Source organism: Actinomycetospora sp. (assembly GCF_036497585.1).
Taxonomy (GTDB): Bacteria; Actinomycetota; Actinomycetes; order Mycobacteriales; family Pseudonocardiaceae; genus Actinomycetospora.
The window spans coordinates 1-22954 of record NZ_DASXJD010000150.1 but is presented as its reverse complement, the minus strand read 5'-3'; the positions used below and the strand labels follow the sequence as shown (position 1 = coordinate 22954).

The window sequence follows — 22954 nt, the reverse complement described above, 5'->3', positions numbered from 1 at the left end:
GGGAGTGACACGGTCTTCACCGGGATGGTGCACGGAGGCCCCCATGGAGGCGAGCCGTGGCAGCCCACCGGTGTATCGCTATCGTCGTCGCATCAGTGCGACGACGGATCCCTCCGGCCCCTCGCCCGCGGCGCGACCGCGCGGGCCGGGGGCGCGGCGCCTGGTCGGATCGGCCGGGATCGGCGTCGTCGTCTCGGGCCTGCTGGTCAACGTCTACCTCGCCGTCGTCGCCCGGGCGCTGACCCCGGCGGAGTACGCGACGTTCGGCGCGTTCTGGGCGCTCGCGCTCGTCCTGGGCTTCGGGCCCTTCCTCCCGCTCGAGCAGGAGCTCGCGCGGCGGTTGTCGCTGCGGGAGTCCCGACGGCAGGTACTGCTCGCCGGGGCGACCACGGCGGCGGCTCTCGCGGCGCTCGCGCTGATCGTCCTGCTCGCGGCGTTCCCGGTGGTGGCGAGCTCGTTGGACCGGGACCCCTGGGCGTTCGGCGCCCTGGTGGCTCTCTGCCTCGTCTCGGCCGGGCAGTTCCTGCTGCGCGGGGTGCTCATCGGCACCGACCGGCTCGTTCGCCACGGCGCGGTGATGGTGCTCGACGCGCTGCTGCGCCTCGGCGTCGCGGTGGTCCTGCTCGCCGTCGGCGGCCGGCAGGCGTCGTTCTACTGCTGGGCCCTGGTCGCGGCGATCGCGCTGGCCCACGTGCCGCTGCTGCCGTGCGCGTGGCGCCGAGCGGAGCGCGAGGTCGCGACCGCCGCGCCCGACCCCACCCGGCACGACACCCGCGCGCTCACGCGGTCGGCGACGCCGCTGCTCGTCGGCTCGGTGTGCGCCCAGCTGCTCCTCAACGGCCTGCCGGTGGTGGTGGTCGCGCTGGCCGACGGCACCGCCCAGGCCGCCGCGGGCGTGTTCGTCGCGGCGTTCACCCTCGCCAAGGCGCCGTTGTCCATGGTCGTGCCGCTGCAGTCGGCCGTGGTCCCGACGCTGACCCGGCTGCTCGGGGCGGGCCGCCGCCGCCAGGTGCTGCGCCTGCTCGCCCGGGGAGCGGCCGGGCTGGCCGGGCTCGCCGTCGTCGGGGTCCCGCTGGCGTGGTGGCTCGGCCCGCCGATCGTGTCGCTGGTGTTCGGAGCGGAGTACCGCATCCCTGGCGCGCAGCTCGCGGTGATCATCGCCGGCGTGCTGGCGCACGTCGGGCTGGTCGTGGTGACCCAGGTCCACGTCGCGCGGGACCGGCACGTGGACGTGGCGGCCAGCTGGCTCGCCGGGCTGGTGGTGGCGGCGGTGACGTTCTGGCTGGTGCCGGGGGTGGTGGTCGCCGGTGAGGTGGCCTTCGGCGTCGGCTCGGCGGTGGGTGCCGTGGTGAGCGCGTTGCTGCTGATGCGCACCCACGGCGCGGCGGACGGGACGACCGGGACGACGACGGAGAGGACGGCCACGTGAGCGCGGAACGGGCGCCCGGGAGCCACGAGGGCACCGGCGAGCACTACGACGCCGACTACTACGCGGGCAACGGGCAGGCCGGTGACCGGCCCGCGCTGCGGCTCTACACCCGCCTCGTCGCCCGCTACACCGACGGCGGGCCCTACCTCGACTTCGGCTGCGGCACCGGGCACCTGGTGCGGCGGCTCTCCGCGCTCGGGCCGGCGTGGGGGTTCGAGCTCTCCGACTACAGCGCGGCGACGGCCCGGGCGACCGCGCCGGGCGCCACCATCACCACCGACGTCGAGGAGCTGCCCACCGCCGGCTTCGGGGCGCTGACCGCGATCCACGTCCTCGAGCACCTCGACGACGCGACCGCCGCCGACGTGCTGGCCACCTGGCGGCGCATCCTGCGCCCCGGGGGACAGGCCCTCGTCGTCATGCCCGACCCGGCCGGTCGCGGCCGCCGCCTCGCCGGGAACGACTGGATGGGCTTCGCCGACCCCACCCACATCAACCTCAAGCCCCACGCCGAGTGGGCGGCGTTCCTGCGCGAGCACGGGTTCACGGTGGAGCGCGAGGGCACCGACGGGCTCTGGGACGTCCCGTACTCCCGCCTCCCGAAGCTGCTCGACGCGGCGCGGTACGCCGTGCCGGGGTTCGTGCAGTTCGTCGCCGGACGGATGCTGCTGCGGCCGGGCACGGGGGAGTCGTCGATGTTCGTGCTGAGGTGCGCTTCGCGCACCTAGGGCTGGGCCCCGGACACCACCCGCGAACCGGGCACCAGGTCGTAGCGTCCGGTCGGGTACGGCTGGTCGAAGAGCATGAGGAAGACGTCGTCGTCGACGTCCGGGAAGTCGTGCAGCCGGGTGCGCAGCTCGGTGACGTCTGCCTCGCGGTAGGCGTTCCCGACGATGCCGCCGTTGTCCGGTTTCGCGATGAAGTCGGCGAGCGCGTAGCTCTCTGTCTCCCCGTAGCCGAGGAAGCCGTCCATGGGCTGGGTGACGCCGTTCTGCTGGATCGGCTGGTGGATGCAGGGGAACAGGAAGGAGTTCTCCCAGGCCACCGTGTAGGTGTTGGTGCGCGGCAGCACCGTGGTCATCGGCGCCCACCGCTGGGACAGCGGCGCGGTGAACGCGAGCCAACCGCCGACGTCGGTGGTGGTGTCGGTGGCGACGAGCCGCACGAGCGTGGCGTCCGGGGGCAGGACCTGGGACTTCGTCATGTCCACGGTCCGCCAGTCGGTGCCGTCGCTGGTCTCGCGCACCGTGCTCGAGCCCAGCGGCTCGACGTCGGAACCGTTCGGACCGACGTGCGCGTACTCCAGGCGCAGCGTGTTGCCCTGCCCGAGCCGGCCCGAGATCTCCGTGGTGAGGGCGACGTCGCGGGTCGGCCCGGAGGGCAGCCGGAACCACGGCCCGGTGAACGTCCCGGTGCGGGAGTCGGGGGACCGGCCCTCCGACGGCGCGCGGAAGCTGCCCCACACCGGCAGCCCGCGCGGGAGGTCCGCGGGCGGGGGGCTCGCGGGAAGCGTGGCGTCGCGCAGGAACGCCTGGTCCGACCCCTCCCCGGCGCCTGTCCCGGCGCCTGTCCCGCCGCCTGTCCCGCCGCCCGCCTCGTCGTCGGCGGCGGGCAACGGTCGGAGCGGGAGCAGCGGGGTGCGCTGCGGGGTGAGCACGTCGATGGCGCGCTCGGCGCCGCACCGGGCGGCGGACGGGTCCTCCCACGCGTCCGCGGCCGGGGAGTACGTCTGCATCGTGTGGGCCGCGGACAGCGCGAAGTCCGAGACCATGCGGCCGGTGCTCGCGGCCATCGCCACCGTGCACAGCACCGGGATCGCGAGCATCAGCGACCACGGCCGCCACCCGCGGCCCCGCCACGTCGTCACCAGGGCGACGGCGAGGGTGAGGACGACGAGCACGAGGGCCCACCAGAGCGGCTGGTCGAAGAAGAACCCCTTCACCGAGGGGTAGTCCAGCCACGACGGCATGCCCAGGCCCCACATGAAGCCCCAGCGGTTGCGGCCGTGGCCCGACAGGGCGATCACCATGATCGCCGCGGCCGCCGACGCGAGGACCGCCGGGACGGGCACCTTCCCGTCGCGGGCGCGGACCGTGCGCACCGAGGCCCGAACCAGGGCCGGCCCCGCGACGAGGATGAGCGCGAGGAACGGGGCCCCGACCCCGGCGATGGCGCCGAAGTGGTGCGAGGGCTTGCTCGGGGTCGGCAGCAGGAGCACGAAGGCCAGCACCGTCGTCCAGCCCGACAGCATCAGGCGCTGCGGCACCGGCAGATCCCGCACCCGTGCGATCACCGCCGTGACGAGGAACCACACCAGCGCCAGCAGGCAGAGCAGCACGGCGGTGCGCTTGGCATAGGTGCCCAACCGCGAGGTCTCGTTGAGCAGGGTCGCGTACCGCTCGAACTCCAGGTACCAGGTATCGGCCCGCTGGATCGGCGCGAAGATCTGCTGGGAGCGGGCGAAGTCGCCGTAGGTGCCGTCGGCGAACCCGGCGACGGCGCCGAGCGCCCCGGGTGCGATCACGACGAGCCAGCGCGGCGGGATCTCCCACCAGTGCGACGACCGGCGCCGGATCACCCGCCACGCGGTCGGCGCCGCGGCCAGCAGCGGCGCGAGACAGATGAACCCGGTCGGCGCGGTCATCAGGCCGATCCCGCCGAGGCCCACGGCGAGCGCCAGCAGGTCCATCCGCTGCCGCTCGATGCCCTCGGCGACGACGGCCAGGGCCGCGGCTGCGAACACCGCGGTGTAGGGCTCGGGGCGGGTGCCGACGTCGTAGGGCAGCCACCACGTCAGGAACGCGACGCCGAGCACGATCCGGCTCGCGAACGCCAGCCACCAGTGGTCGCGCCACGGGAACGTCACGCCGGGGCAGCGGGCCACGAACACCCGGATCGCGATCCAGGTCAGGATGCCGCACACCACCGAGGGCACCCGCAGCGCGACCGGGGAGAGGCCGGCCTCCTGCTGCCACCACGAGAGCAGGTAGTAGGGCCAGGAGAACGGCGTGAAGCCCTGGTTGTAGATCTGGTAGTAGTTCGGCACGTACCCCGCGAACGGCACGTCGGCCGACATCGCCGAGTAGTAGCCGTCGTCGTCGGTCAGCGGCGCGAGGTAGAGCCATGAGAGCAGGGCCACGACGACCACGGGGTCGATCAGCCGGGGCCGGTAGCGGCCCAGCCCGGCGAGAACCTTCGCGTCGATCCGCGCCCACCACGACGGCGCCCACTGTGGCGGCGCCCAGCGGGACTGCGGGGCCTGATCGCCGTCGGGCTCCGTCCCGGAGCTGAGGGTCTCCCCGTCCCGCCACCGGGTCCGGCGGCGGCCGAGCCAGATGGCCACCGTGGTGGCCAGCCCGCCCAGCACCACGGCCAGCACGGTCGCGGTGGTCAGGCCCGACTTGAACGAGCTCGGTGAGCTGGCGTAGCGGTCGTCGGGGTACACGCTCACCGACAGATCGGCGCGGGTCGCCCCGGGCAGGGCGGCCAGCGAGCTCGACAGGGCGTCGATGTCGGGCAGGGCGCTGATCGGCTTGGGCGCGGGCTTCGAGTCGGGCGGGATGTTCTTGATCTCGTCGGGGTCGGCCTCCCCGAAGCGCGGCGCCAGCTGGCCCACCGGCCGCCCGTCGCGGCTCACGGCCACCCGGGCCGTGGTGCCGTCGACGTCGTAGGAGCAGTCCCCGGCGGGCAGGCGCTCGGCGACGATGTCCTGTCCCGCGCTGCGCACCGTCAGCTCGCCGGCGCGGACGCGGACCGAGAGCGCCTTCTTGTCGAAGTCGGACGAGGTCGGCGACATCGTCGTCAGGACGTAGCCGTCCGGGGTGGCGCCGGCGTCGCGGGCCGCCCGGCAGCTGAACCGCACCGAGAACGACTCGGGCTGGTAGGCGGTCAGCATGAGCATCGTCGGCTCGGGCCGGGTGACGTCCTGCGGCCACCGGATCTCGGGGTGGTTCTGGACCACCGGCGCGAACGGCAGCAGCACCCCGCACACCACGGCCACGACGGCCGACGCGACCGCGACCACCCGCGCGACGAGCAGGCCGTCGAGCCCCCAGTCGTCCGGCCCCCACTGGTCGGGCACGTCGTCGTCGGGGGTGAACACGTCCTCGGTCCCGCGCCGGCCCAGGGGCTCGGTGCCGGCGTCGAGGGCCGAGGCGGGACCGTCCTCGGTCGTGGTGTCGGAGGTGGCGGTGCCGGACGTGGCGGTCTCGGAGGCGGTGGTGTCGGACGTGGCGGCGGCGTCGGGATGCCGACCGGACCGGACCGGCACGAGGCGCGGCCGGAGCCGTCCGGGACCCATCGGCACCAGCCGGCGCAGGAGCAGCCCGGCCGGGGTGGTGGCTCCGGAGTCGGCGTCGGACGGGCCGACACCGCCGTCGGTGCCTTCGCCCACGCCGTGCTCCCCTCGACCCCTCGTCATCCCGGCCAGCAGCCCCTGACGCTAACAATCGTCCGGCTCCCACCCGGTGAAGCCGTACGCGGGTCGTAGATTCTCCGGCGGTGACCACCACGACGACGACCCGGCCGCCCACCGTCGGCGACCCGGCGCCCCCACGCCCCCGGCGGGCGCGCCGGGTGGCGGCCGAGCTCGGCGTCGTCGTCGCCTACCTCGCCGCCTCGGCCCTGCTGTACCACCGGGTCCTCGGCGACCTCGCCGGGCGCGCCACGGGCTGGGTGTCCTCGGACTCGTCGCTCTTCACCTGGTGGCTGGGCTGGACGCCGTACGCCTTCGGCCACGGGCTCGACCCGCTGACCTCGACCTGGCAGAACGCCCCGGACGGCGTCGACGGCATGTGGAACACCGGGGTGCCGCTGCTGGGGGTGCTGCTCGCGCCCGTGACCGCGGGCGCGGGCCCCGTGGTCGCGGACAACGTGGCGATGATCCTCGGGCCGGCGGTGTCCGCGTACGCCGCGCACCGGGCGCTGGGCGTGCTGGTCGGGCCGCGGTGGATACGGGCCCTGGCCGGGCTGGTCTACGGCTTCTCGCCGTTCGTCATCGCGCACGCGTGGGTGGGCCACGCGAACCTGGTCTGGACGGTGTTCCCGCCGGTCGTGCTGTGGGCCTCGGTGCGGGTGCTGGCCGGTCGGGGTCCTCATGACGACGGTGCGGGCGCGCGGCCCTGGCGGGACGGCGCGCTGCTCGGCCTGGCGTTCGCGGTGCAGGTCGGGCTCTACACGCAGACGGTCGCGCTGGGGGCGGTCGCGCTCGTCGTCGTCGCCGTCGTGCTGGTGATCGGCGCGCCCCGCGCCGCGTGGCGGCGGCTGCCCGACCTCGCCCGCGCGCTCGCGGCCACCCTCGTAGTCGCCGGGGTGCTGTGCGCGTGGCCGGCGTGGGTGCTGCTGCGCGGGCCGAGCCGCCCCCGCGGGCCGGTCCGCGACGCAGTGACCATGGGCGCCGACGCCGCCAACCTCGTCGTGCCCTCCCCGCTGACCGCGATCCGGCAGGGCACCGACGCCCTCGCCGCCGGGCTGCGCGCCTATCCCGGCGAGCAGGGCGCCTACCTCGGGGCGGCGATGCTGCTGGTGTTCCTGGCGACGGTGGTCGTGGTGCGCACGCGGCCCGTCCTGCTCACCGCGGTCGTCACCGTCGTGCTCGCGGTGCTCTCGCTGGGGACCTCGGTCGCGGTGCTCGGCCACGACACCGGCGTCCCGCTGCCGTGGCGGCTGCTCGTCGACCTCCCGCTCGTGGGTCAGGCCGAGGCGGGCCGGATGGCGCCGTTCGTGGCGCTCGGGGTGGTGACGGTGTGGGCGCTGGCGCTCGAGCACCTCACGCACGCCGGTGGGAGCCGGTGGCGCCGGGTGGGCCGCGGCGTCGTCGTCGTGCTCGTGCTGGCGGCGGCGGCCACGTGGGTGCCGGTCGACGACCAGCAGAGCACCGACGCCGCCGTGCCGGCGTTCTTCACCGCCGGCGCCCCGGGCCTCGGTGCCCCGGCGCCGGACGGCGGGCCGCCGATCGTCGAGGTGGTGCCGCGGCCCTCCCAGGCCTGGCTCGGTGGTGGCGACCCGCTGCGCTGGCAGGCGCTCTCCGGGTACGCGTTCCGCCAGACCGGCGGCTACTTCATCGGCGGCAGCCCCACCACTCCCGTGCTCTACGAGGGTGAGATCGGGGCCTTCCAGCGCGGGGTCGCCGACGGCGGGCGGGGGGACGTCGCGGCCGCGCGGGCGGACCTCGCGGCGCGGCACGTGTCGGCGATCGTCGTGGTGCCGTCGGCGGTGAAGGATCCCGACGCCGCCCTGCGCTGGGCACGGGCGGTGGGCGGGGGTCCGGGCCGTTCTGCCGACGGTGCGTGGATCGTGCCCGTCGCGGCCCGCTAGCAGGCGGCCCCGTCGAGATCGCGGCAGTCGCGGGTGGAGCGGTAGAACCCGACGATGTCGGCGGGCCGGACCGCCGGGCCCCGGCCCGCACGCTCGTCGAGCATGAACAGCAGTGCCATCGTCCGGGTCCCCCCGTAGCGCTCGCCCACCTGCGCCGCTGAGAGCCGCCCGGACCTGACCGCCGCGTCCAGACGGGCCAGCGTGGACTCCTGGGTTCCGCCGGGGTCGACCGGGAAGGCCCAGTCGATCGGGAGGGCCTCGCGCCCCGACTCCAGGTCGGCGTGCCACGGCACCGTCCGGATCACCGGGACCGCGACGACCGCGAGCGTCGCCGCCACCGCGGCGGCGACGCGCGCGATCGCGGGAACGCGCGTACTGCGGAGCAGCACGTCGAGGCTCACCCCGGCCAGCAGTGCCGCGACGACGGCCACCGCGACGAGGCGGCGTGCTCCCGGGACACCGGTCGAGACCGCGTAGATGCCGACCGCGACCACCGCGACCGCCGCCCACCAGCGCGCGGCCGGCCCTGCCACGACGGCCACCACCGACCCCACGAGCAGGAGCGCGGCGACGCCCCGACCGCCGAGCGTCGGCAACGGCGAGAAGTAGTAGTACGACGAGCCCGAGTCCACCGCGTAGCGGAAGGCCTGCCCGAGGTTCACGGGGACGGCCGTGACGTCGGCTCCGGCGCCACCGCCTCCGGTGACGAGCTGGCCCCCGTTGTGCCACCACACGAGCGGCCAGACCACGACCGCGGCGCCCCCGGCGGCGGCGAGCACCACGGACGCGGCGGTCCGGAGGGAGCGGATCCGGGTCACGGCGACGACCGCCACGACGACGGCCCAGGAGAGGCCCGCGGTGTACAGCGAGATCGAGAGCCCGGCGCCGAGGAGTCCGAGGGGCCACCACCGCCTGCTCGAGGTCACCGCGTAGAGCGCTGCGGCGCCGGCGACCGCCTCGAGACCGTTCTCGGTCCCGACCCAGGCGACCGCCGACACCCCCGGCAGCAGGGCGACCAGCACCCCGGCCACCGTCGCGGCGACCCGGCCGCACCCGAGCCGCCGCCGGGCAGCGAGGTAGAGCAACGGCGCGATCAGCGCGGTGGCGACGGCCTTCCACCTTCGCGCGTAGAGCAGCCCGTAGTGCGGGTCCAGGTGGCCGGCCGCCCAGTAGAAGACCTGCGAGGCCACGTTCGTCGAGTACATCGAGGGCTGCCAGGCCATGGCGATCGACATCGCGTCGCGATGGGTGATCGAGGCCTCCTCGCCGGTGATCACGTGCTGGGCCGAGGCGGCGGCCCCCAGCCACAGGAACCACCCGGCCGCCAGCAGGTAGAGCCCGACCGCGAGGAGCAGATCCCAGGAAACAGGACGGACCGGCGTCCTCGCGCGCGGGCCGGCGTCGCGTGCGTTCATCGCGCCGGGCGCACGGAGGATGAGAGGGATCCGGGCCATCGTCATGGGCATGCGGGTTCTCGAGTGATCGCGACTGATGATCGTCCCGAGAGATGCTGATAGGCGAGGAGCGCGGCGACTCCGAGCACCGGAGCGAAAGGCATGAAGATTCGAGACTCCTCGACCCGTCCGACGACGAACGTCGCGGCGAATTCGACGAGGAACCAGGCGATCGTGAACGCCATCGGCGGAGCGGACCTGCTCCGCGCGGCGAGTAGAGCCGGGGTGATCAGGAGCGCACCGTAGAAGGTCAGCACCATGGCCCACACGCCCGGAGTCAGGTTGAACGGGAGCTGCACGATAGCGACGTCGTATCTCGCCTTCGGGTACAGGACGTCGGCGAGGACGAAGGTAGCTGCCACGGCAGCCATGATGAGGGCCAGGCCGGTGAGGGCGGTGCGGCGGCGCCTGCGGTGAACGCCCACGCCGAGCACGACGATCCCGAGACCGACCGCGTAATCCGCTCGCGCACCACACGTGATCAGGCCGAGCGCCAGGGCGAGTCCGTCGTGAGATCGCTCATCGTGGAGCAGCAGGCTGACGGCGGTGACGACCGCGGTCAGCAGCATGACCTGCGGGTCCCAATGGTCGAGCTTGGCCGTCCAGTACGCCCATCCCGTTGCGGCTGCGAGCAGCACGCCAGGTTGGCCGAGCCGGGCTTCCAAGAGGTGTAGCAGGACGAGTACGACGACCAGGAGCCCGAAATCCGAGACGAGGATCGCGGTGGGTAGGGGCAGCTGACCCGCGATCGCGAGCAGGTGGTCGGCCCAGGGCATGAGCGCCCGGTACTGATCCGGGGCGATGGCGGTCCCGTCGATTGTCGTCTGGGCGACCCACGTCGTGAAGCCGAACCCGGGCATGCCCTCGATGAACCACCGCTGTCGGATACGGAGAAAGCACCCCAGGAACACGATGACCCCGAGCGCCTCGGGCAAGTACCTGACCAGCCTGGCGTCATGAACCCATGACGTCCATCCGGGCCGCCCCGAGCTCCGCCCGCCGATGGATGTTGCTGACAACGCCCCCCGCGCCATGCGACGAAGAGTGCCGGATCGCTTGTGGATCAGTGCGCGCGCCACCCGCAAACCCCACAGACTCGAGTAGGTCAACCACCCATGCTGAGCACGATCGTGTCCGCGCCACGGTTCGGGCTGTCAATGGGCCACGTGGCGACGACGCGTCCTCGCGGGACGCCGGACGAACCCCACCCGAGGTGCCACGGGGTCGAGATCGGCACAGCCGGCCGGCGGTGCAGCGTGCTCCACCGCATGAGCTCCGCGCGGAGCCCACCGCGGGCGGCGCGGGCGGCCATCACCGCGTCGGTCTGCGCGGGCTCGCTGAGGAAGTCGAGGACGGGGACGTCGGCGTAGTACGCCAGGGCGCCGAGCTCACCGGGTCCCTCGACGGGCGCGCCGCCGGTGAGCCCCCGCAGCTCCTGGCCGACGGCCGCGTACTGCTCGGTCCGGGCGTAGTTCGCGACGAGCGGCGCCGCGGTCCAGGGCAGCGGACCCGAGGTCACCAGGCCGGCGAGGGCCAGCGCCCCGACCACGGCGAGGCCGCCCACGGTGATCCTCGGGCCCGTCGCCGCGGCCGTCAGGCCGATCGCGGCCGCCGAGCAGGTGACCACCGGCCCGTAGTACCACCCGGCGCCCTGGGCGTGGATGGCCTGCATGGCGAGGAGGTGGGCCCACCCCGCCGCCACGAGCAGGATCACCTCGGTGCCGACCGCCGCGTCGCGGCGGCGCACGGCCCACACCGCGCAACCGACGGCGACCACGACCGGGACGATGCTCCCGATGGCCGCCGCCGGGTAGAGGTGCACCCACGTCGCGACAGCCGGGATGATGCTCGGGCCGCTCCGGTCGCCGGTGCGCACCCACGTCGTGTCCGGCACGGCGTCCCCGAGGGCGAACCACGACCACAGGTGCGACGGCAGCGCGATCACCACGGCGATGCCGGCCGCCGCCGCCAGGTGCGCCGGGCGACGGCGGGTGCCGTCCGGGCCCGGTACGAGTACCAGCGCGAGCGCGAGGACCCCCGCGGGGACCGCGAGGTCCGGTCGGGTGAGGACGGCGAGCCCGACGAGCGCTCCCGTCGCGACGGTCCGACGGGTGGTGGCGGCGAGGGCCACCGCGAGGAGCACCGCCGCGCCGAGGCACGCCTCCAGCCCGACGGTGGCGACGAGGACGGGGGAGGTGGCGACGAGACCCACCGTCAACCACCCGCCCACAGGGGAGACCCCGCAGCGGGCCGCGAGGACCGTCGCGAGCCATCCGCACGCCGCGAGACAGGCGCAGTACAGGAGCCCGGCGACGAGGACCGGGTGCCCGGCCAGCGCGACCCCGGCCGCCAGGAGCCAGGCGTTCAGCGGGCTGGTCTGGGTGTTCGCGGTCAGGCCGGGGAACACGCCCCAGGTCCCCGACGCCGCGAGGGTGCGCGCGTAGCTGACGGTGATGAGGGCGTCGTCCCCCAGCGCCCGGTGCATCGCCCAGAACCCGATCGCCCCGAGGGCCCCACCCTCGGCGGCGCCGAGCAGCCCGAGCCGGACGACCCCCGGAACCCGCGACGGCGTGTCCCGGGCCTCGACCAGCCCCCCGGTCAGTGTCATGGGGTCAGGGTGCCGTGCCCGGCGGCGTGGACCGCGGGCGGCACGCGGGTCGGGCTGCCGGAGGGGCGCCACGGCGCGTCCCCACAGCCCGTGACGGAGGTCGCACGTCCCGAACGCTACCGTGGCCCCACACCGATGACTCGGCCGAAGCGGACCCGCGCCAACGAGGACCGGGGCTTCCGGCCGGTCGTCCGCGAGACGAGCAGGGAGGCCCGGCCATCGGACGCGCGGAATCGCCTGCCGAGAACGACCTCGTCATCGTCCTCACCTACTACACGCCGTACGTCTCGGGGCTGACGAATGTCGCGCGCGACGTGGCCGAGGGCCTCGCCGCACGGGGCTGGCGCGTCTGTGTCGTGGCGAGCAAGCACGAGCAGTCCCTGGCGACCCACGAGGTGATCAACGGCGTCCGGGTCGTCCGCGCGCCGGTCCTCGCGCGGGTCGGGAAGGGCACCATCGGGGTCAACCTCACCCGGCTCGCGCTGCGCGAGATGCGGCGGTCGCGCGTCGCCAACCTGCACCTGCCGCTCATCGAGGCGGGCCTGCTGACGAGGTTCGCGCCCATCCCGGTCGTGTCGACCTACCACTGCGACGTGAGTCTCCCGCCCGGCGTCGTCAACGGCGCCCAGCGCGAGGCGGTGGACCGGTCGAGCAGCTCCGCGCTGCGCCGGTCGGCGGCGACGATCGTCAGCAGCGAGGACTACGCCCGGCGCAGTCGCCTCTGGTCGGTCATCGCGCCCAACATGGTCGCGATCCCGCCCCCGTGCCTCCCGGTCTCGGCCGGCGAGCCGACCTATCGCCGCGGCCGCGGGTTCCACGTCGGTTTCCTCGGGCGCCTCGTCGAGGAGAAGGGCGTCGAGCACCTGGTCGACGCATTCCTGGCGCTCGACGACCCCGACTCGCGCCTGCTCATCGGCGGCGACCACAGCCGCATCGCCGGCGGGAGCGTCGTGGACCGGGTGCGGGCGCACGCCGGGGGCGACGACCGGATCGACCTGCTCGGGTTCGTCCCCGACGAGCGGCTCGGCGACTTCTACGCCTCGGTGGACGCGTTCGCGCTGCCCTCGGTCAACGCCTTCGAGGCGTTCGGGATCGTGCAGGTCGTCGGCATGCTGGCGGGCGTCCCGGCGCTGGTCAGCGACCTGCCGGGCGTCCGCGTGCCGGTCCAGCGGACGGGATTCGGCACGATCGTCCCGCCGGCGGACGTCCCGGCCCTGCGCGACGGCCTGGTCCGGCTGCGCGACACCCCACCCGACGTCACGGCCGGCCGTGCGGCCGCCGCGACGAACTTCAGCGTCGACTCCGTGCTCGACGCCTACGAGGCGGTCCTCACCAAAGCCGCCGGCTGACCCCGACCCCGTGGAGAACCGCCCCATGACCACCGATCGCGACGCCGCAGGCGACATCGACGACGTCTCGCGCACCTGGACGAAGCTCGGCGGCGAGGACCCGATGTGGGCCGTGCTCACCGACCGGGGGAAGGATCGCAACCGCTGGAGCCCGGAGGACTTCCTGGCCACCGGGGTCGAGGAGATCACGGCGGTGCTCGCCCGCCTGCGGGCACTCGGGCTCGAGCTCGGACACGGGCGCGCCCTGGACTTCGGATGCGGTGCCGGCCGCCTCTCCCACGGCCTCGCGGTCGCCGGGTTCGAGGAGGTGCTGGGCTGCGACATCTCGCCGACGATGCTCGAGAAGGCACGCGAGATCGTCCCCGACCCCGCGTGCCGCTTCGTGCAGGTCACGGGCACCGACCTCGCCGCGGTCGAGACGGGCTCCGTCGACCTCGTGTACTCGTGCCGGGTGCTCCAGCACATGCCGCCCGCGCTCGCACACGGCTACATCAGGGAGTTCTGGCGCGTCGCGCGGCCGGGCGGGGTGGTCGTCTTCCAGATGCCGACCCGGCCGTCGTCCGCGCTGTCGGGTCGGCTGTTGTCCGCCCTGCCCACCCCTCTCGCCCGCCTGTTGCGGCGCGGGATGGAGATGCACGCGACTCCGGAGCCGGAGGTGGAGCGTCTCGTGGCGTCGACGGGGGCACGGGTCGTCGCCGCCGACCACGACACGAGCGCCGGTCCCCGCTGGGACAGCCGCCTCTACGTGACGACCACCGCGTAGCGACCGTCCGGCTCAGGGCCGGATGACGGCGTCCGGCCCCACCGGGGTGGAGAACGTCGTGTTGGGGGCCTTCGCCCATCCGGGCACGACCTCGCTCCCCGGCGCCACCACGTACCGGCCGGCCGGCAACGTGCTCCGGAAGAGGTAGACCTGGATGCCAGGCGTCGCGGGGAAGTCGGTGAACCGGGCCGAGAGCTGCGTGACGGCCGAGCCCCGGTAGCTCTGCATGAACAGACCGCCCCGCGCGGACTGGAACGCGCTGTCCCCGACGCCGTCCATCGGCTCCTCGCCGCCGGTCACGGCGCTGGCGACGGGCTGGTTGATCCCGTCTGCCTGGACGGGCTTGTCGAGGCAGGGGAACAGGAAGGCGAGCGTCCAGCCGACCGCGACCGGCGAACCGGGCGGCAGGATGCCGGCCAGCGGGGTCCACCGCTGGAGCACCGGGGCCGTGACCGCGGTCCAGCCCGCCGGGGCGTCGGACGTGTCGGTGACGACGAGCCTGACGGCCGTGGCCCCCGGGGGAGGTGCCAGCGGACCGTCGAGCGTGACGGACCGCCACTGGCGGGCGTCGACGGGGGCGTCGCCCTTCCCCTCGCCCACGTCGGGGACCTCACCGCGCGGGGTCGGCGCGCCGGTGCGATCGGTCGAGGCGTACTCGACGCGGACCGAGTTGCCGTCCCCGGTCCTCCCGGAGACGTAGAACGAGACCCCGTTCGACGGCCCCGCGGCCGGGAGCGAGTACCAGGGGGTGTCGAGGGTGCCGCTGCCGGCGCCGTCGGGTGGGTCGGCGCTGTCGGGACCCGGGCGATGGCTGCCCCACGCCGGGACCGTCGGGACGGGTGGCGGACTGGACGGTGACCACCCGCCCGGGGAGAAGACCGGGCCGGGGGTCGACGCCCCGGCGAGCGTGGCCACCGGGAGGGCGCTCGCGGTGCGGGGGTCGAGGGCCTGGACCGCCTGCTCGGCGCCGCACCGGTGGGCGAGCGGGTCCTCGACGGCGTCCGCCCACGGCGAGTACGTGCTCGCCGTGCGCACCGTGGCGAGCGCGAAGGTCCCGACCATGTAGCCGGTCGTCGCGAGGAAGGCGACGCAGACGACCACGGGGAGCGCCAGCCACGCGGCTGTCGCCACGGTCGGGGCGCGGCCACGGCGGCGCATCACGACGACGACGGCGGCCGTCACCAGCGCGCTCCCGAGCAGCCACCACGCCGGCTGGCCGAGCTTCACGATCGAGACCTGGGGCGCCACGAGGGGGTGCGGGAGGCCGAGCAGCCACGAGTACGGCCAGGAGTTGATGCCCTGCCCGGCGAGGGCGGCCAGCATCGACACGCCCACCAGGGCACCGACGGCGAGGGCGAGTCGCGGTGTCCGGGAGTCGGACATCTCCAGGAGGTCGGCCACCCCGAGCACGAGCACCGTCGCGACGAGGACCGTGCCGACCCCCGCCAGTGCGCCGAAGTGATGGGTCCACTTGCTCGGTGTCATCCACAGCAGCAGGAAGCCGAGGACCGTCGTGAGCATCGCGAGCCGGACCCGGGCCGGCCACGCGCGGTCCGGCCGACGGCCCACCGCGGCGACGAGGTAGCCGGCGACGGCGAACAGGGTGATCAGCACCGGGAGACGCCGGGCGAAGTTGCCCTGGGCCCCTGGCTTCTCGAGGAGGTAGTACCACCGGACGATCTCGGTGGACCACGTCTCGGGGTACTGCATCCCGAGGAAGATCTGCTGTGCGCGGGTGAAGTCGCGCAGGGACCCGTCGGCGAAGGCGAGGAGTCCGACCACCGAGCCCGCTCCCAGGACCGCCACCACGGCGAGCAGCCGCGACCGTCCGGCGAGGGCGCGCCAGAGGGCCGGGGCAGCGGCGAGCACGGGCGCGAGCGCGACGAAGCCGGCCGTGCCCGCGGTGAACCCGACGCCGGCGAACACCACGGCGAGTGCCGCGGGGAAGGCGCGCCGGGTCTCGAGGGAGTGCGCGAGCGCCACGAGGCTCGCCATGACGCAGGCCGCGACCACGGCCTCGGGGCGGACGCCGGTGTCGAAGGGCAGCCACCAGCCGACGAAGACGATCGCCAGGGTGATCCGGAGAGCCTGCCCGGTGCGTCGGCCGACGGACTCGTCGATCAGCCGGTCCACGAACACCCGCACCAGGAGCCAGGTCACCAGGCCGAGCAGGAACGCCGGGACCCGCAGGAGCACCGGGGCGGTGCCGACCGCGTCCTGCCACCAGTTCAGCGCGTAGTAGATCCACGTGAACGGCGTGAACGACTGGTTGAACAGCTGGAAGTAGTTCGCGACGTACCCGGAGTGCGACACGTTCGTCGCCATCGCGGAGTAGTAGCCGTCGTCGTCGGTCATCGGGGCGAGGAACGACCACACGACCATGACGAGGAGCACCGCGAGGTCGACGAGGGCGGGGCGCGGGAGGCGGCCGCGGACCCGGCCCGGACGCCACTCGGCGAACCACAGCGCGACCAGGGACACCACACCCGCGACGACCAGCAGGATCGTCACGACCCCCTTGAGCGGAGTCGGGGAGGTCGCTCCCTGGTCGTCGAGCGTGAGGTGGACCTGCAGCCGTGAGCCGGGTCCGGAGAGGCCGGTCGCCAGGGCGTCCACGTCCGGCAGCGACCCCCCGGGCAGTGCCCCTACGACCGCGCCGTCGATCCGGGCGGAGAGTCCGGCGAGGTCGCCGTGCACCGCGACGGTGCACGGGCCGGTCGGCAGCGCCCCCCGGTAGAGCACGCTGCCCCGGCTGGTGATGTCCAGGCCGCTGCTGGTCGCGGTGGCGGTCAGGGCGGCCTGCTGCGCGTCCGGGAACCCCGGCGGGGCCGTGGAGAGCACGAGGCCGCCCGGCACGGTCGCGGCGCTCCGGGCGTCGGCGCAGTCGAACGAGGCGTCGAGGACGAGGGGACGTTGTGCGGTGAGGCCCAGCTGCGTCGACTGCGGTGCACCCGCGACCTCGGGCCACGAGACGACGGGCCGGTCGACACGGACGGGCAGCAGCGGCAGGAGGACCGCACAGATGATCGCGACGGCGCCGGCGACGGCTGCGAGGACCAGCGCTCGCGAGCCCCGTCGGTCGGACGGGGACGGCTCGGCGTGGTCGCCGGTCGGTGGGGGAGCCACCTGCGCCGTCGCCTGTTCCCCCTGCGACGTCGAGGTCACCTGATGATCTCCGGATCCGCGTGCGGTGTGACGTTGTGAACAGCGAACGTAGCAACCCCGGAAGTGATCTCCGGGGAGGCTCCGGCCAACGAAGGGGGCCGGTCGCGGATCCGGTCGCTCGATCTCCGTACCCTGCGCGCCCCGGGGGCCGAAGGTCGGACACGAGAACGGGATCGGAGGGAGCACCCGATCGACTCGTCGCCAGGGAGCCCGCGGCGCTCCGGGTCGGGGCGAGGGAACGGCGCCACGTCGCACGCAGCGGCCGGACTCGGCGGCCTCGTCGTCGCCGTCCTGGTGTGCCTCGTCCTCCAGGTCGCGATCAGCCGCGTGCACATCCCGTTCCCCACCTCCGTGCCCACCGCGGTCGCCGCGACGGGCAGCGCGGTCGTCGTCGCCGCGCTCGTCGGCGTCGCGGCCTCACGCCGTACCGGCTCCGCCATCGCGACGCTCGCGGTACCGGGCCTGCTCGCCGCCCTGGTCACCCTCTGGCCAGGGCTGCTGCTGCAGGACACGCACTACTACCTCGGCGGGATCCGCCGCCACCAGCTCGCCCGGGGTCGGGGTCCGCGGCCTGTTCAGGGCCGGAGACGATCGGACGGCAGTTCCCATGGGATCAGGGTGCCGGAACCCCGGGCGATCACCGAGGGCGGCACCCGGCGTGGCGGTTCAGCCGATCCCGAAGAGTCGGCGCCAGTTCTCCTCGCCCACGAGCCGCGGCATCGCCTCGCGCCACTGCGCGGCGGCCCCCTCGCCCTCACGCACGAAGCGCCACAACACCTTCGCCCCGTCGCGCCCGAGTCGCGTGAACGCTTCCGGATCCCGCTGCCGCACCCGGACGCCCCCCTGGCCCGCGTCGGTCACCGCGACCCGGTCGAAGAGCGACACGTGCCACCAGTGCGCCTCGCCGGCCCCGACCGCGCCGACGGGGTGGGGCACCCGCCCCAGTGCCTGCTGGACGAGCCGCTTGGCCATGACCAGCCCGGTCCGCGAGGGCTTACTCGCCGCCCGCACGATCGGCATCTGGCTCGGCCCGAGTCCCGGGGCGTCCGACACCGGGTGCATCACCGTCTCCGGGTACGACGACCGCTCCCCCCGGATCCGCGCGGTGGCCGCGACCCCGCCGTCCTCGAGCACGGACGGTCCCACGAGGAAGTCCTCGACCGCCCGGATCAGGGTCGCGGCGAGCCCGTAGTTCATCGACACCAGGTAGCGGGCCAGCAGGTCCCCGAGGGTCCTGGCCACGTGGCGCACCGGGAACCCGCTGTGCAGGGCCGAGGTGATCATGGCGTTGCGCAGGTTGAAGTACCGGTGCCAGTCGTCCCAGTCCTTCCAGGGGAAGTCCGCGTGCCACAGCCCGGCGCCGGGCAGCGTCACCGTCGGGAACCCGTGGCCGCGACCGCGGTAGGAGTACTCGACGTCGTCCCACTGGAAGAACAACGGGAGCGGATAGCCCATCCCGCGCACCACCTCGACCGGGATCAGGCACGACCACCAGCCCGTGTAGCCCGCGTCGACCCGCCGGTCCTGGACGTTCTTGGAGCCGTCGGGGAAGTACGCGGTCACGTCCGACTCCCCGACGGCGCCGGGCGCGACGTGGCCGTTCGTCAGGTCCTCGAGCACGGCGTACTCGGCGCCGGCCAGGACCTGGGTCGGGTGGAGCAGGTTGAGCATCTGCGCCCCGACGATCGTCGAGTCCGTCGTGTACTGCGCGAACGCCGCCAGGCGGACGACGACCTCGGGCTCGCAGCGCACGTCGTCGTCCATGAACAGCGCGTCGGTGGGGGTGTCGCCGGCGGCGGTGACGACCTCGTGCAGGCCGCGGGTGAAGCCGCCCGACCCCCCGAGGTTGGGCTGGCGCAGGTAGCGCAGCGTCGACCCCATCGCCTCGCGGACCTCGCCGAAGGCGGCTCGCGACTCCACCGGGTCGGTGCCCTGGTCGACGACGATCACCTCGTCCACGATGCCGAGCACCTCCCGCTCGTCGGCGAGGGCGGCGAGGGTGGCGGCGCAGTCGTCGGCGCGGTTGTGGGTGCAGACGACGATGCTGGTGTGTCGGGTGACGGCGGGCGCCTCCACGGTCCAGCAGGCGTCGTGCAGGAGCAGCTCGGTGTCGTCGGTGACGATCTCGACCCACAGGCCGCCGCCGTCGAGGAACCGGTCGAGGCGGGCCTCGAGGCGGACGTCCTCGGTGCGCGCGTCGTGCACGGCCACGGTGCGGGGCACGCCGTTGGTGTCCGAGGCGCGCAGCATCACCCGCCCGGCGCCGCTGATCCGGCCCTCGAAGCGCACCGCGCCGGCCGTCGTCCACCGCTGCCAGTACGAGGCGGGGAAGCGCCCGAAGTAGGTGTTCGTGCTGACCCGCCCGAACGGCCCGACCCGCACGTGCCGGCGGCGGCGCTCCGCATGACCGGCGAGCACTTCGACGTACAGCTCGTCGGGGATCTCGGTGGACGGGCCGGTGAACAGCCCCCGCTGGACGACGAGGCGTCCGGGGGGCGCCGCGGCATCGGAGCTGGTCGTCGACACCGTCTGCACGTCGGTCACCCTCCGCAGGGTAGGAGAACCCGCCGCGACCGCGAGCACCCCGTGCCCGGCGAGCCGTCCGGACGGGGGTAAGCGCACGGCAAATTCGCGGTGGGCCGTACCGTGCCCGACATGGGTACGACGGATGCTGCGGAGCCTCTGATGGTGACGCGGCCCGTCGAGGTCGACCGCGAGGCCATCCGGTTCGTCCCCCCACCCGGCCGGACCGAGGGCGCCGTCGACGTGCTGCTCGACGGCCGCCGCGTCTGGTCCTTCCGGCTCGAGTCCGTCGAGACCACCACCGACGGCCTCCGCACCGTTCCCTGGCCCACCGCCATCCTGACGGCTCTGCGGGGGTCCGCCGAGGTCGCGCTTCGCGCCGTGGCCGACGACGAGGTCTGGGCGTGCGCCGAGATCGCGTTCACCGACGACCCGGGGCGGGTGGTGTTCGTCGACGAGCACGGCCGCGACCTCGTGGTCAACAAGTGGGGCCGGGCCGGGCGGGTCCTCGACGACCACGACGAGTCCATCGTCGTGCGCCTGCTCGACCACGCCGACGAGGTGCGCAGCCTCCTGGAGGACGAGTTCGGCCTCGATGTGTTCGTCACCGGCGGGACGCTCCTGGGCCCGGTCCGCGACGGGCACCTCATCGGTCACGACGACGACGTCGACTTCGCCTGGGTGAGCCGCCACGTCCACCCGGTCGAGGTCGCCCGGGAGGGCTTCGCGCTGGGCCGCGCGCTGCGCCGGGCCGGGTTCGACGTCGTGCGCCACTCCCCGGGCCACCTGCAGATGCACTTCACGTACCGCGGCATCTCCGATCACTACGTCGACGTGTTCGCGGGCTGGTTCGCCGACGGCTGGTGGCACCAGGTGTTCTGCATCCGCCACCCCGCCGACCGCGAGGACCTGCTCCCGGCGGTCCCGCTGCGGGTCGGGGACCGCGAGGAACCGGCGCCGCGCTCGCCGGGGATCCAGCTCGAGGCCAACTACGGCCCGGGCTGGCGGGTGCCCGACCCGGCCTTCCGCTTCGACACCGTGCCCGCCACCCGTCGGCGGCTGGAGAACTGGTTCCCGGGCCTCAACGGCGGCCGCGACGAGTGGGAGGACGTCCTGCACGCGGACCGCCTCGACGGTCCGCGCGCCGGGTCATCCTTCGCCGGCTGGGTCGCCGAGCGCCTCGATCCGACCGTGCCGGTGCTCGACCTCGGCTGCGGCAACGGCGTCGACGCCCGCGGCTTCGCGACGGCGGGTCACGAGACCCTCGCGGTCGACTGGGCGCGGGACGCGGTGGCGGCGATCCCCACCACGACCAACCTGGCCACGCGGGTGCTGAACCTCTACGACCCGCGGACGACGATCGCGTTCGGCGCCGAGGTCGGCGGGCGGCGCGTGCCCTGGGCCGTCGTGGTCCGCCGCGTCGTCGAGGGCCTCGGCCCCAGCGGGCGGCACCACCTGTTCCGCCTGCTCTCGATGGCGCTCCGGTGCGGCGGGCGCGCGTACCTGGAGATCGCCGACGGTGCCGAGCCCTTCGAGCACGTCCTGGCCGAGGCGGCGCGGTACGGCCTGCGGCCGGAGGACACCGCGCGGGCCGACCGGGAAGCGGTGACGAGGATGGTGATGGCGTGGACGCCGCACAGGTGAGGGCGCGCCTGGTGGGCCGGGTCCGGTCGGTGGTGACGCAGGGCCCGGTGATGCGGGCCCGTCGGCTGGTCGGCCGGGCCGTCACGCCCGAGGTCGCGCTGCTGCGCGACGAGCTGGCCGCGCTGCAGGACACGGTGGCGCGGCAGGGCGAGGACCTCGCCCGCCTCGAGGGCGAGCGCGACCGGCTCGCGCAGCGGGTGGAGGTCCTCGACGCCGACCTCGACGAGGCCCGCCGGCTCAACGTCCGGCTCGCGGAGCTCACCGACCTCGTCACCGAGGTCGTGCTCCCGCTGCACGACCGCGAGATCGACATCGAACGACTGCGCCCGCACGACGTCGAGCCCCAGTGAGGGAGCAGGCGCAGTGATCGGGCTGGTCCTGGCGGCGGGCGCGGGCCGGCGGCTGCGGCCACACACCGACTCCGTCCCCAAGACCCTCGTCCCGATCGACGGCACGACGACGATCCTCGACGTCTGCCTGCGCAACCTCGCCACGGTGGGCCTGCGCCACGTCGTCGTCGTGGTCGGGTACGCCCGGCAGGCGGTCGAGGTGCTGCGCCCGGAGCTGGAGTGCCGCCACGGCGTGGACCTCGAGCTGGTCGTCAACCCGCATGCCGAGGACCGCAACAACGCCTACTCGCTGTGGACGGCGCGCGAGTATCTCGGTGAGGGCGCGCTGCTCGTCAACGGCGACACCGTCCACCCGCCCAGCGTCGAGGAGACGCTGCTCGCGCACCGCGACCCGGGCGGCCCGGGCGTGCTCCTCGCGCTCGACACCGACAAGACCCTCGCCGACGAGGAGATGAAGGTCGGCGTCGACGAGCGCGGCTACCTCGCGCGGATCACCAAGCTGATGCCGCCGGCCGAGGCGGCCGGGGAGTACATCGGCGTCTCGCTGATCGAGCCGGGGGCCGCCGCTCCGCTGACCGACGCCCTGCAGGCCACCTGGGAACGCGACCACGGGCTGTACTACGAGGACGGCTACCAGGAGTACGCCGACCGCGGCCGGCTCGTCCGGCCCGTCCCGCTCGAGCCGACGACGTGGGTGGAGGTCGACGACCACGCCGACCTCGCCCGGGCGCGGGACGTCGCGTGCCGCTGCTGAGCCGGATGCTGCTCGGCCCGCTCGAGGTCGACATCCGGCCCGGCGCGGTCGACGGGCTGGCCCGGCTGCTCGCCGACCAGCGCATCAGCGGCGGCGGCCAGGTCGCCGTCGCCATCGGGCCCGGGCTCGGCGAGGAGATCGCGGTGCGGCTCGCCGGCACCCTGGCGACGGCGTCGATCTTCCGGGTCGACGGCGGCTCGGTGGACGACGCGGTCCGGCTGCAGGACGCGGTGCGGGCCAGCGGCCGCGGCTTCGACGCCCTCGTCGGCATCGGCGGCGGACGCACCCTCGACGTCACCAAGTACGCCGCCACCCGGATGGGCCTGCCGATGGTGTCGGTGGCCACCAACCTCGCCCACGACGGCGTGTGCTCGCCGGTGTCGTCGCTGGAGACCGAGGTCGGCAAGGAGTCGTTCGGGGTCTCGATGCCGATCGCCGCCGTCGTCGACCTCGACTACGTGCGCCGGGCCCCCGCCGAGATGGTGCGCTCAGGGGTGGGCGACGTCGTCAGCAACCTCTCCGCGATCGCGGACTGGGAGCTCGCCGGGCGGGAGCGGGGCGAGCGCGTGGACGGGCTCGCGGTGTCGTTCGCCCGGCTCG

15 protein-coding genes are annotated in these 22954 nt (G+C 74.4%); 9 read left to right on the top strand and 6 right to left on the bottom strand.

From position 1 onward, the window contains the following. The first annotated feature begins 43 nt into the window (after nucleotides 1–43). Both VGH76_RS14560 and VGH76_RS14555 read left to right on the top strand, forming a co-directional pair. Nucleotides 44–1429, top strand: coding sequence for a hypothetical protein (locus VGH76_RS14560; protein ID WP_331557400.1), 1386 nt, complete (start codon nucleotides 44–46; stop codon nucleotides 1427–1429). Next, a complete protein-coding gene (locus tag VGH76_RS14555) occupies nucleotides 1426–2157 on the top strand; it encodes a class I SAM-dependent methyltransferase (protein WP_331557399.1) in 732 nt (243 codons plus the stop codon). The genes VGH76_RS14560 and VGH76_RS14555 overlap by 4 nt, the downstream gene beginning before the upstream one ends. Here VGH76_RS14555 and VGH76_RS14550 read toward each other — a convergent pair. Then, complete coding sequence (locus VGH76_RS14550) at nucleotides 2154–5822, bottom strand: arabinosyltransferase domain-containing protein (RefSeq protein ID WP_331557398.1); 3669 nt, start codon at nucleotides 5820–5822, stop codon at nucleotides 2154–2156. The two genes, VGH76_RS14555 and VGH76_RS14550, sit on opposite strands and share 4 nt — an antisense overlap. Nucleotides 5823–5929: 107 nt before the next feature. On the opposite strand from VGH76_RS14550, the gene VGH76_RS14545 reads away from it, so the two are divergent. Then, the gene (locus tag VGH76_RS14545; protein ID WP_331557397.1) at nucleotides 5930–7744 is read left to right on the top strand and encodes a hypothetical protein; all 1815 of its coding nucleotides are present in this window, start codon (nucleotides 5930–5932) and stop codon (nucleotides 7742–7744) included. On the opposite strand, the gene VGH76_RS14540 is transcribed toward VGH76_RS14545, so the two are convergent. From VGH76_RS14540 to VGH76_RS14530, 3 genes are all read right to left on the bottom strand, one after another. Further along, complete coding sequence (locus VGH76_RS14540; RefSeq protein WP_331557396.1) at nucleotides 7741–9159, bottom strand: hypothetical protein; 1419 nt, start codon at nucleotides 9157–9159, stop codon at nucleotides 7741–7743. The two genes, VGH76_RS14545 and VGH76_RS14540, sit on opposite strands and share 4 nt — an antisense overlap. Before the next feature lie 41 nt (nucleotides 9160–9200). After that, entirely contained in the window at nucleotides 9201–10133 is a 933-nt protein-coding gene (locus VGH76_RS14535) for a hypothetical protein (protein WP_331557395.1), read from the bottom strand. A 170-nt stretch (nucleotides 10134–10303) separates the two neighbouring features. Then, complete coding sequence (locus VGH76_RS14530) at nucleotides 10304–11806, bottom strand: hypothetical protein (RefSeq protein WP_331557394.1); 1503 nt, start codon at nucleotides 11804–11806, stop codon at nucleotides 10304–10306. Between VGH76_RS14530 and VGH76_RS14525 the strand changes: the two genes are divergently transcribed. Both VGH76_RS14525 and VGH76_RS14520 read left to right on the top strand, forming a co-directional pair. Then, entirely contained in the window at nucleotides 11800–13155 is a 1356-nt protein-coding gene (locus tag VGH76_RS14525) for a glycosyltransferase family 4 protein (protein ID WP_331557393.1), read from the top strand. The two genes, VGH76_RS14530 and VGH76_RS14525, sit on opposite strands and share 7 nt — an antisense overlap. A gap of 25 nt (nucleotides 13156–13180) precedes the next feature. Beyond that, nucleotides 13181–13918 carry a class I SAM-dependent methyltransferase gene (locus VGH76_RS14520; RefSeq protein WP_331557392.1) on the top strand — a complete coding sequence of 246 codons (738 nt, stop codon included), beginning with the start codon at nucleotides 13181–13183 and terminating at the stop codon, nucleotides 13916–13918. A gap of 12 nt (nucleotides 13919–13930) precedes the next feature. Here the strand turns inward: VGH76_RS14520 and VGH76_RS14515 are convergent, their stop codons facing one another. Together VGH76_RS14515 and VGH76_RS14510 are read right to left on the bottom strand one after the other, a co-directional pair. Then, complete coding sequence (locus VGH76_RS14515) at nucleotides 13931–17083, bottom strand: arabinosyltransferase domain-containing protein (RefSeq protein ID WP_331557391.1); 3153 nt, start codon at nucleotides 17081–17083, stop codon at nucleotides 13931–13933. 666 nt (nucleotides 17084–17749) lie between these two features. After that, nucleotides 17750–19627: a glycosyltransferase gene (locus tag VGH76_RS14510; RefSeq protein ID WP_331557390.1), complete on the bottom strand. Its 1878-nt coding sequence runs from the start codon at nucleotides 19625–19627 to the stop codon at nucleotides 17750–17752. A 141-nt stretch (nucleotides 19628–19768) separates the two neighbouring features. Between VGH76_RS14510 and VGH76_RS14505 the strand changes: the two genes are divergently transcribed. The 4 genes from VGH76_RS14505 to VGH76_RS14490 form a co-directional block, all read left to right on the top strand. After that, on the top strand, nucleotides 19769–21250 hold the full coding sequence (locus VGH76_RS14505) for a hypothetical protein (protein ID WP_331557389.1): 1482 nt from the start codon (nucleotides 19769–19771) through the stop codon (nucleotides 21248–21250). Further along, the gene (locus tag VGH76_RS14500; RefSeq protein ID WP_331557388.1) at nucleotides 21232–21600 is read left to right on the top strand and encodes a DUF6752 domain-containing protein; all 369 of its coding nucleotides are present in this window, start codon (nucleotides 21232–21234) and stop codon (nucleotides 21598–21600) included. Before VGH76_RS14505 ends, VGH76_RS14500 begins: the two co-directional genes overlap by 19 nt. Before the next feature lie 13 nt (nucleotides 21601–21613). Next, a complete protein-coding gene (locus VGH76_RS14495) occupies nucleotides 21614–22354 on the top strand; it encodes a phosphocholine cytidylyltransferase family protein (protein ID WP_331557387.1) in 741 nt (246 codons plus the stop codon). Further along, a partial coding sequence (locus VGH76_RS14490) for an iron-containing alcohol dehydrogenase (RefSeq protein ID WP_331557386.1) occupies nucleotides 22342–22954 on the top strand: 613 nt, incomplete at its 3' end. The genes VGH76_RS14495 and VGH76_RS14490, both read left to right, overlap by 13 nt.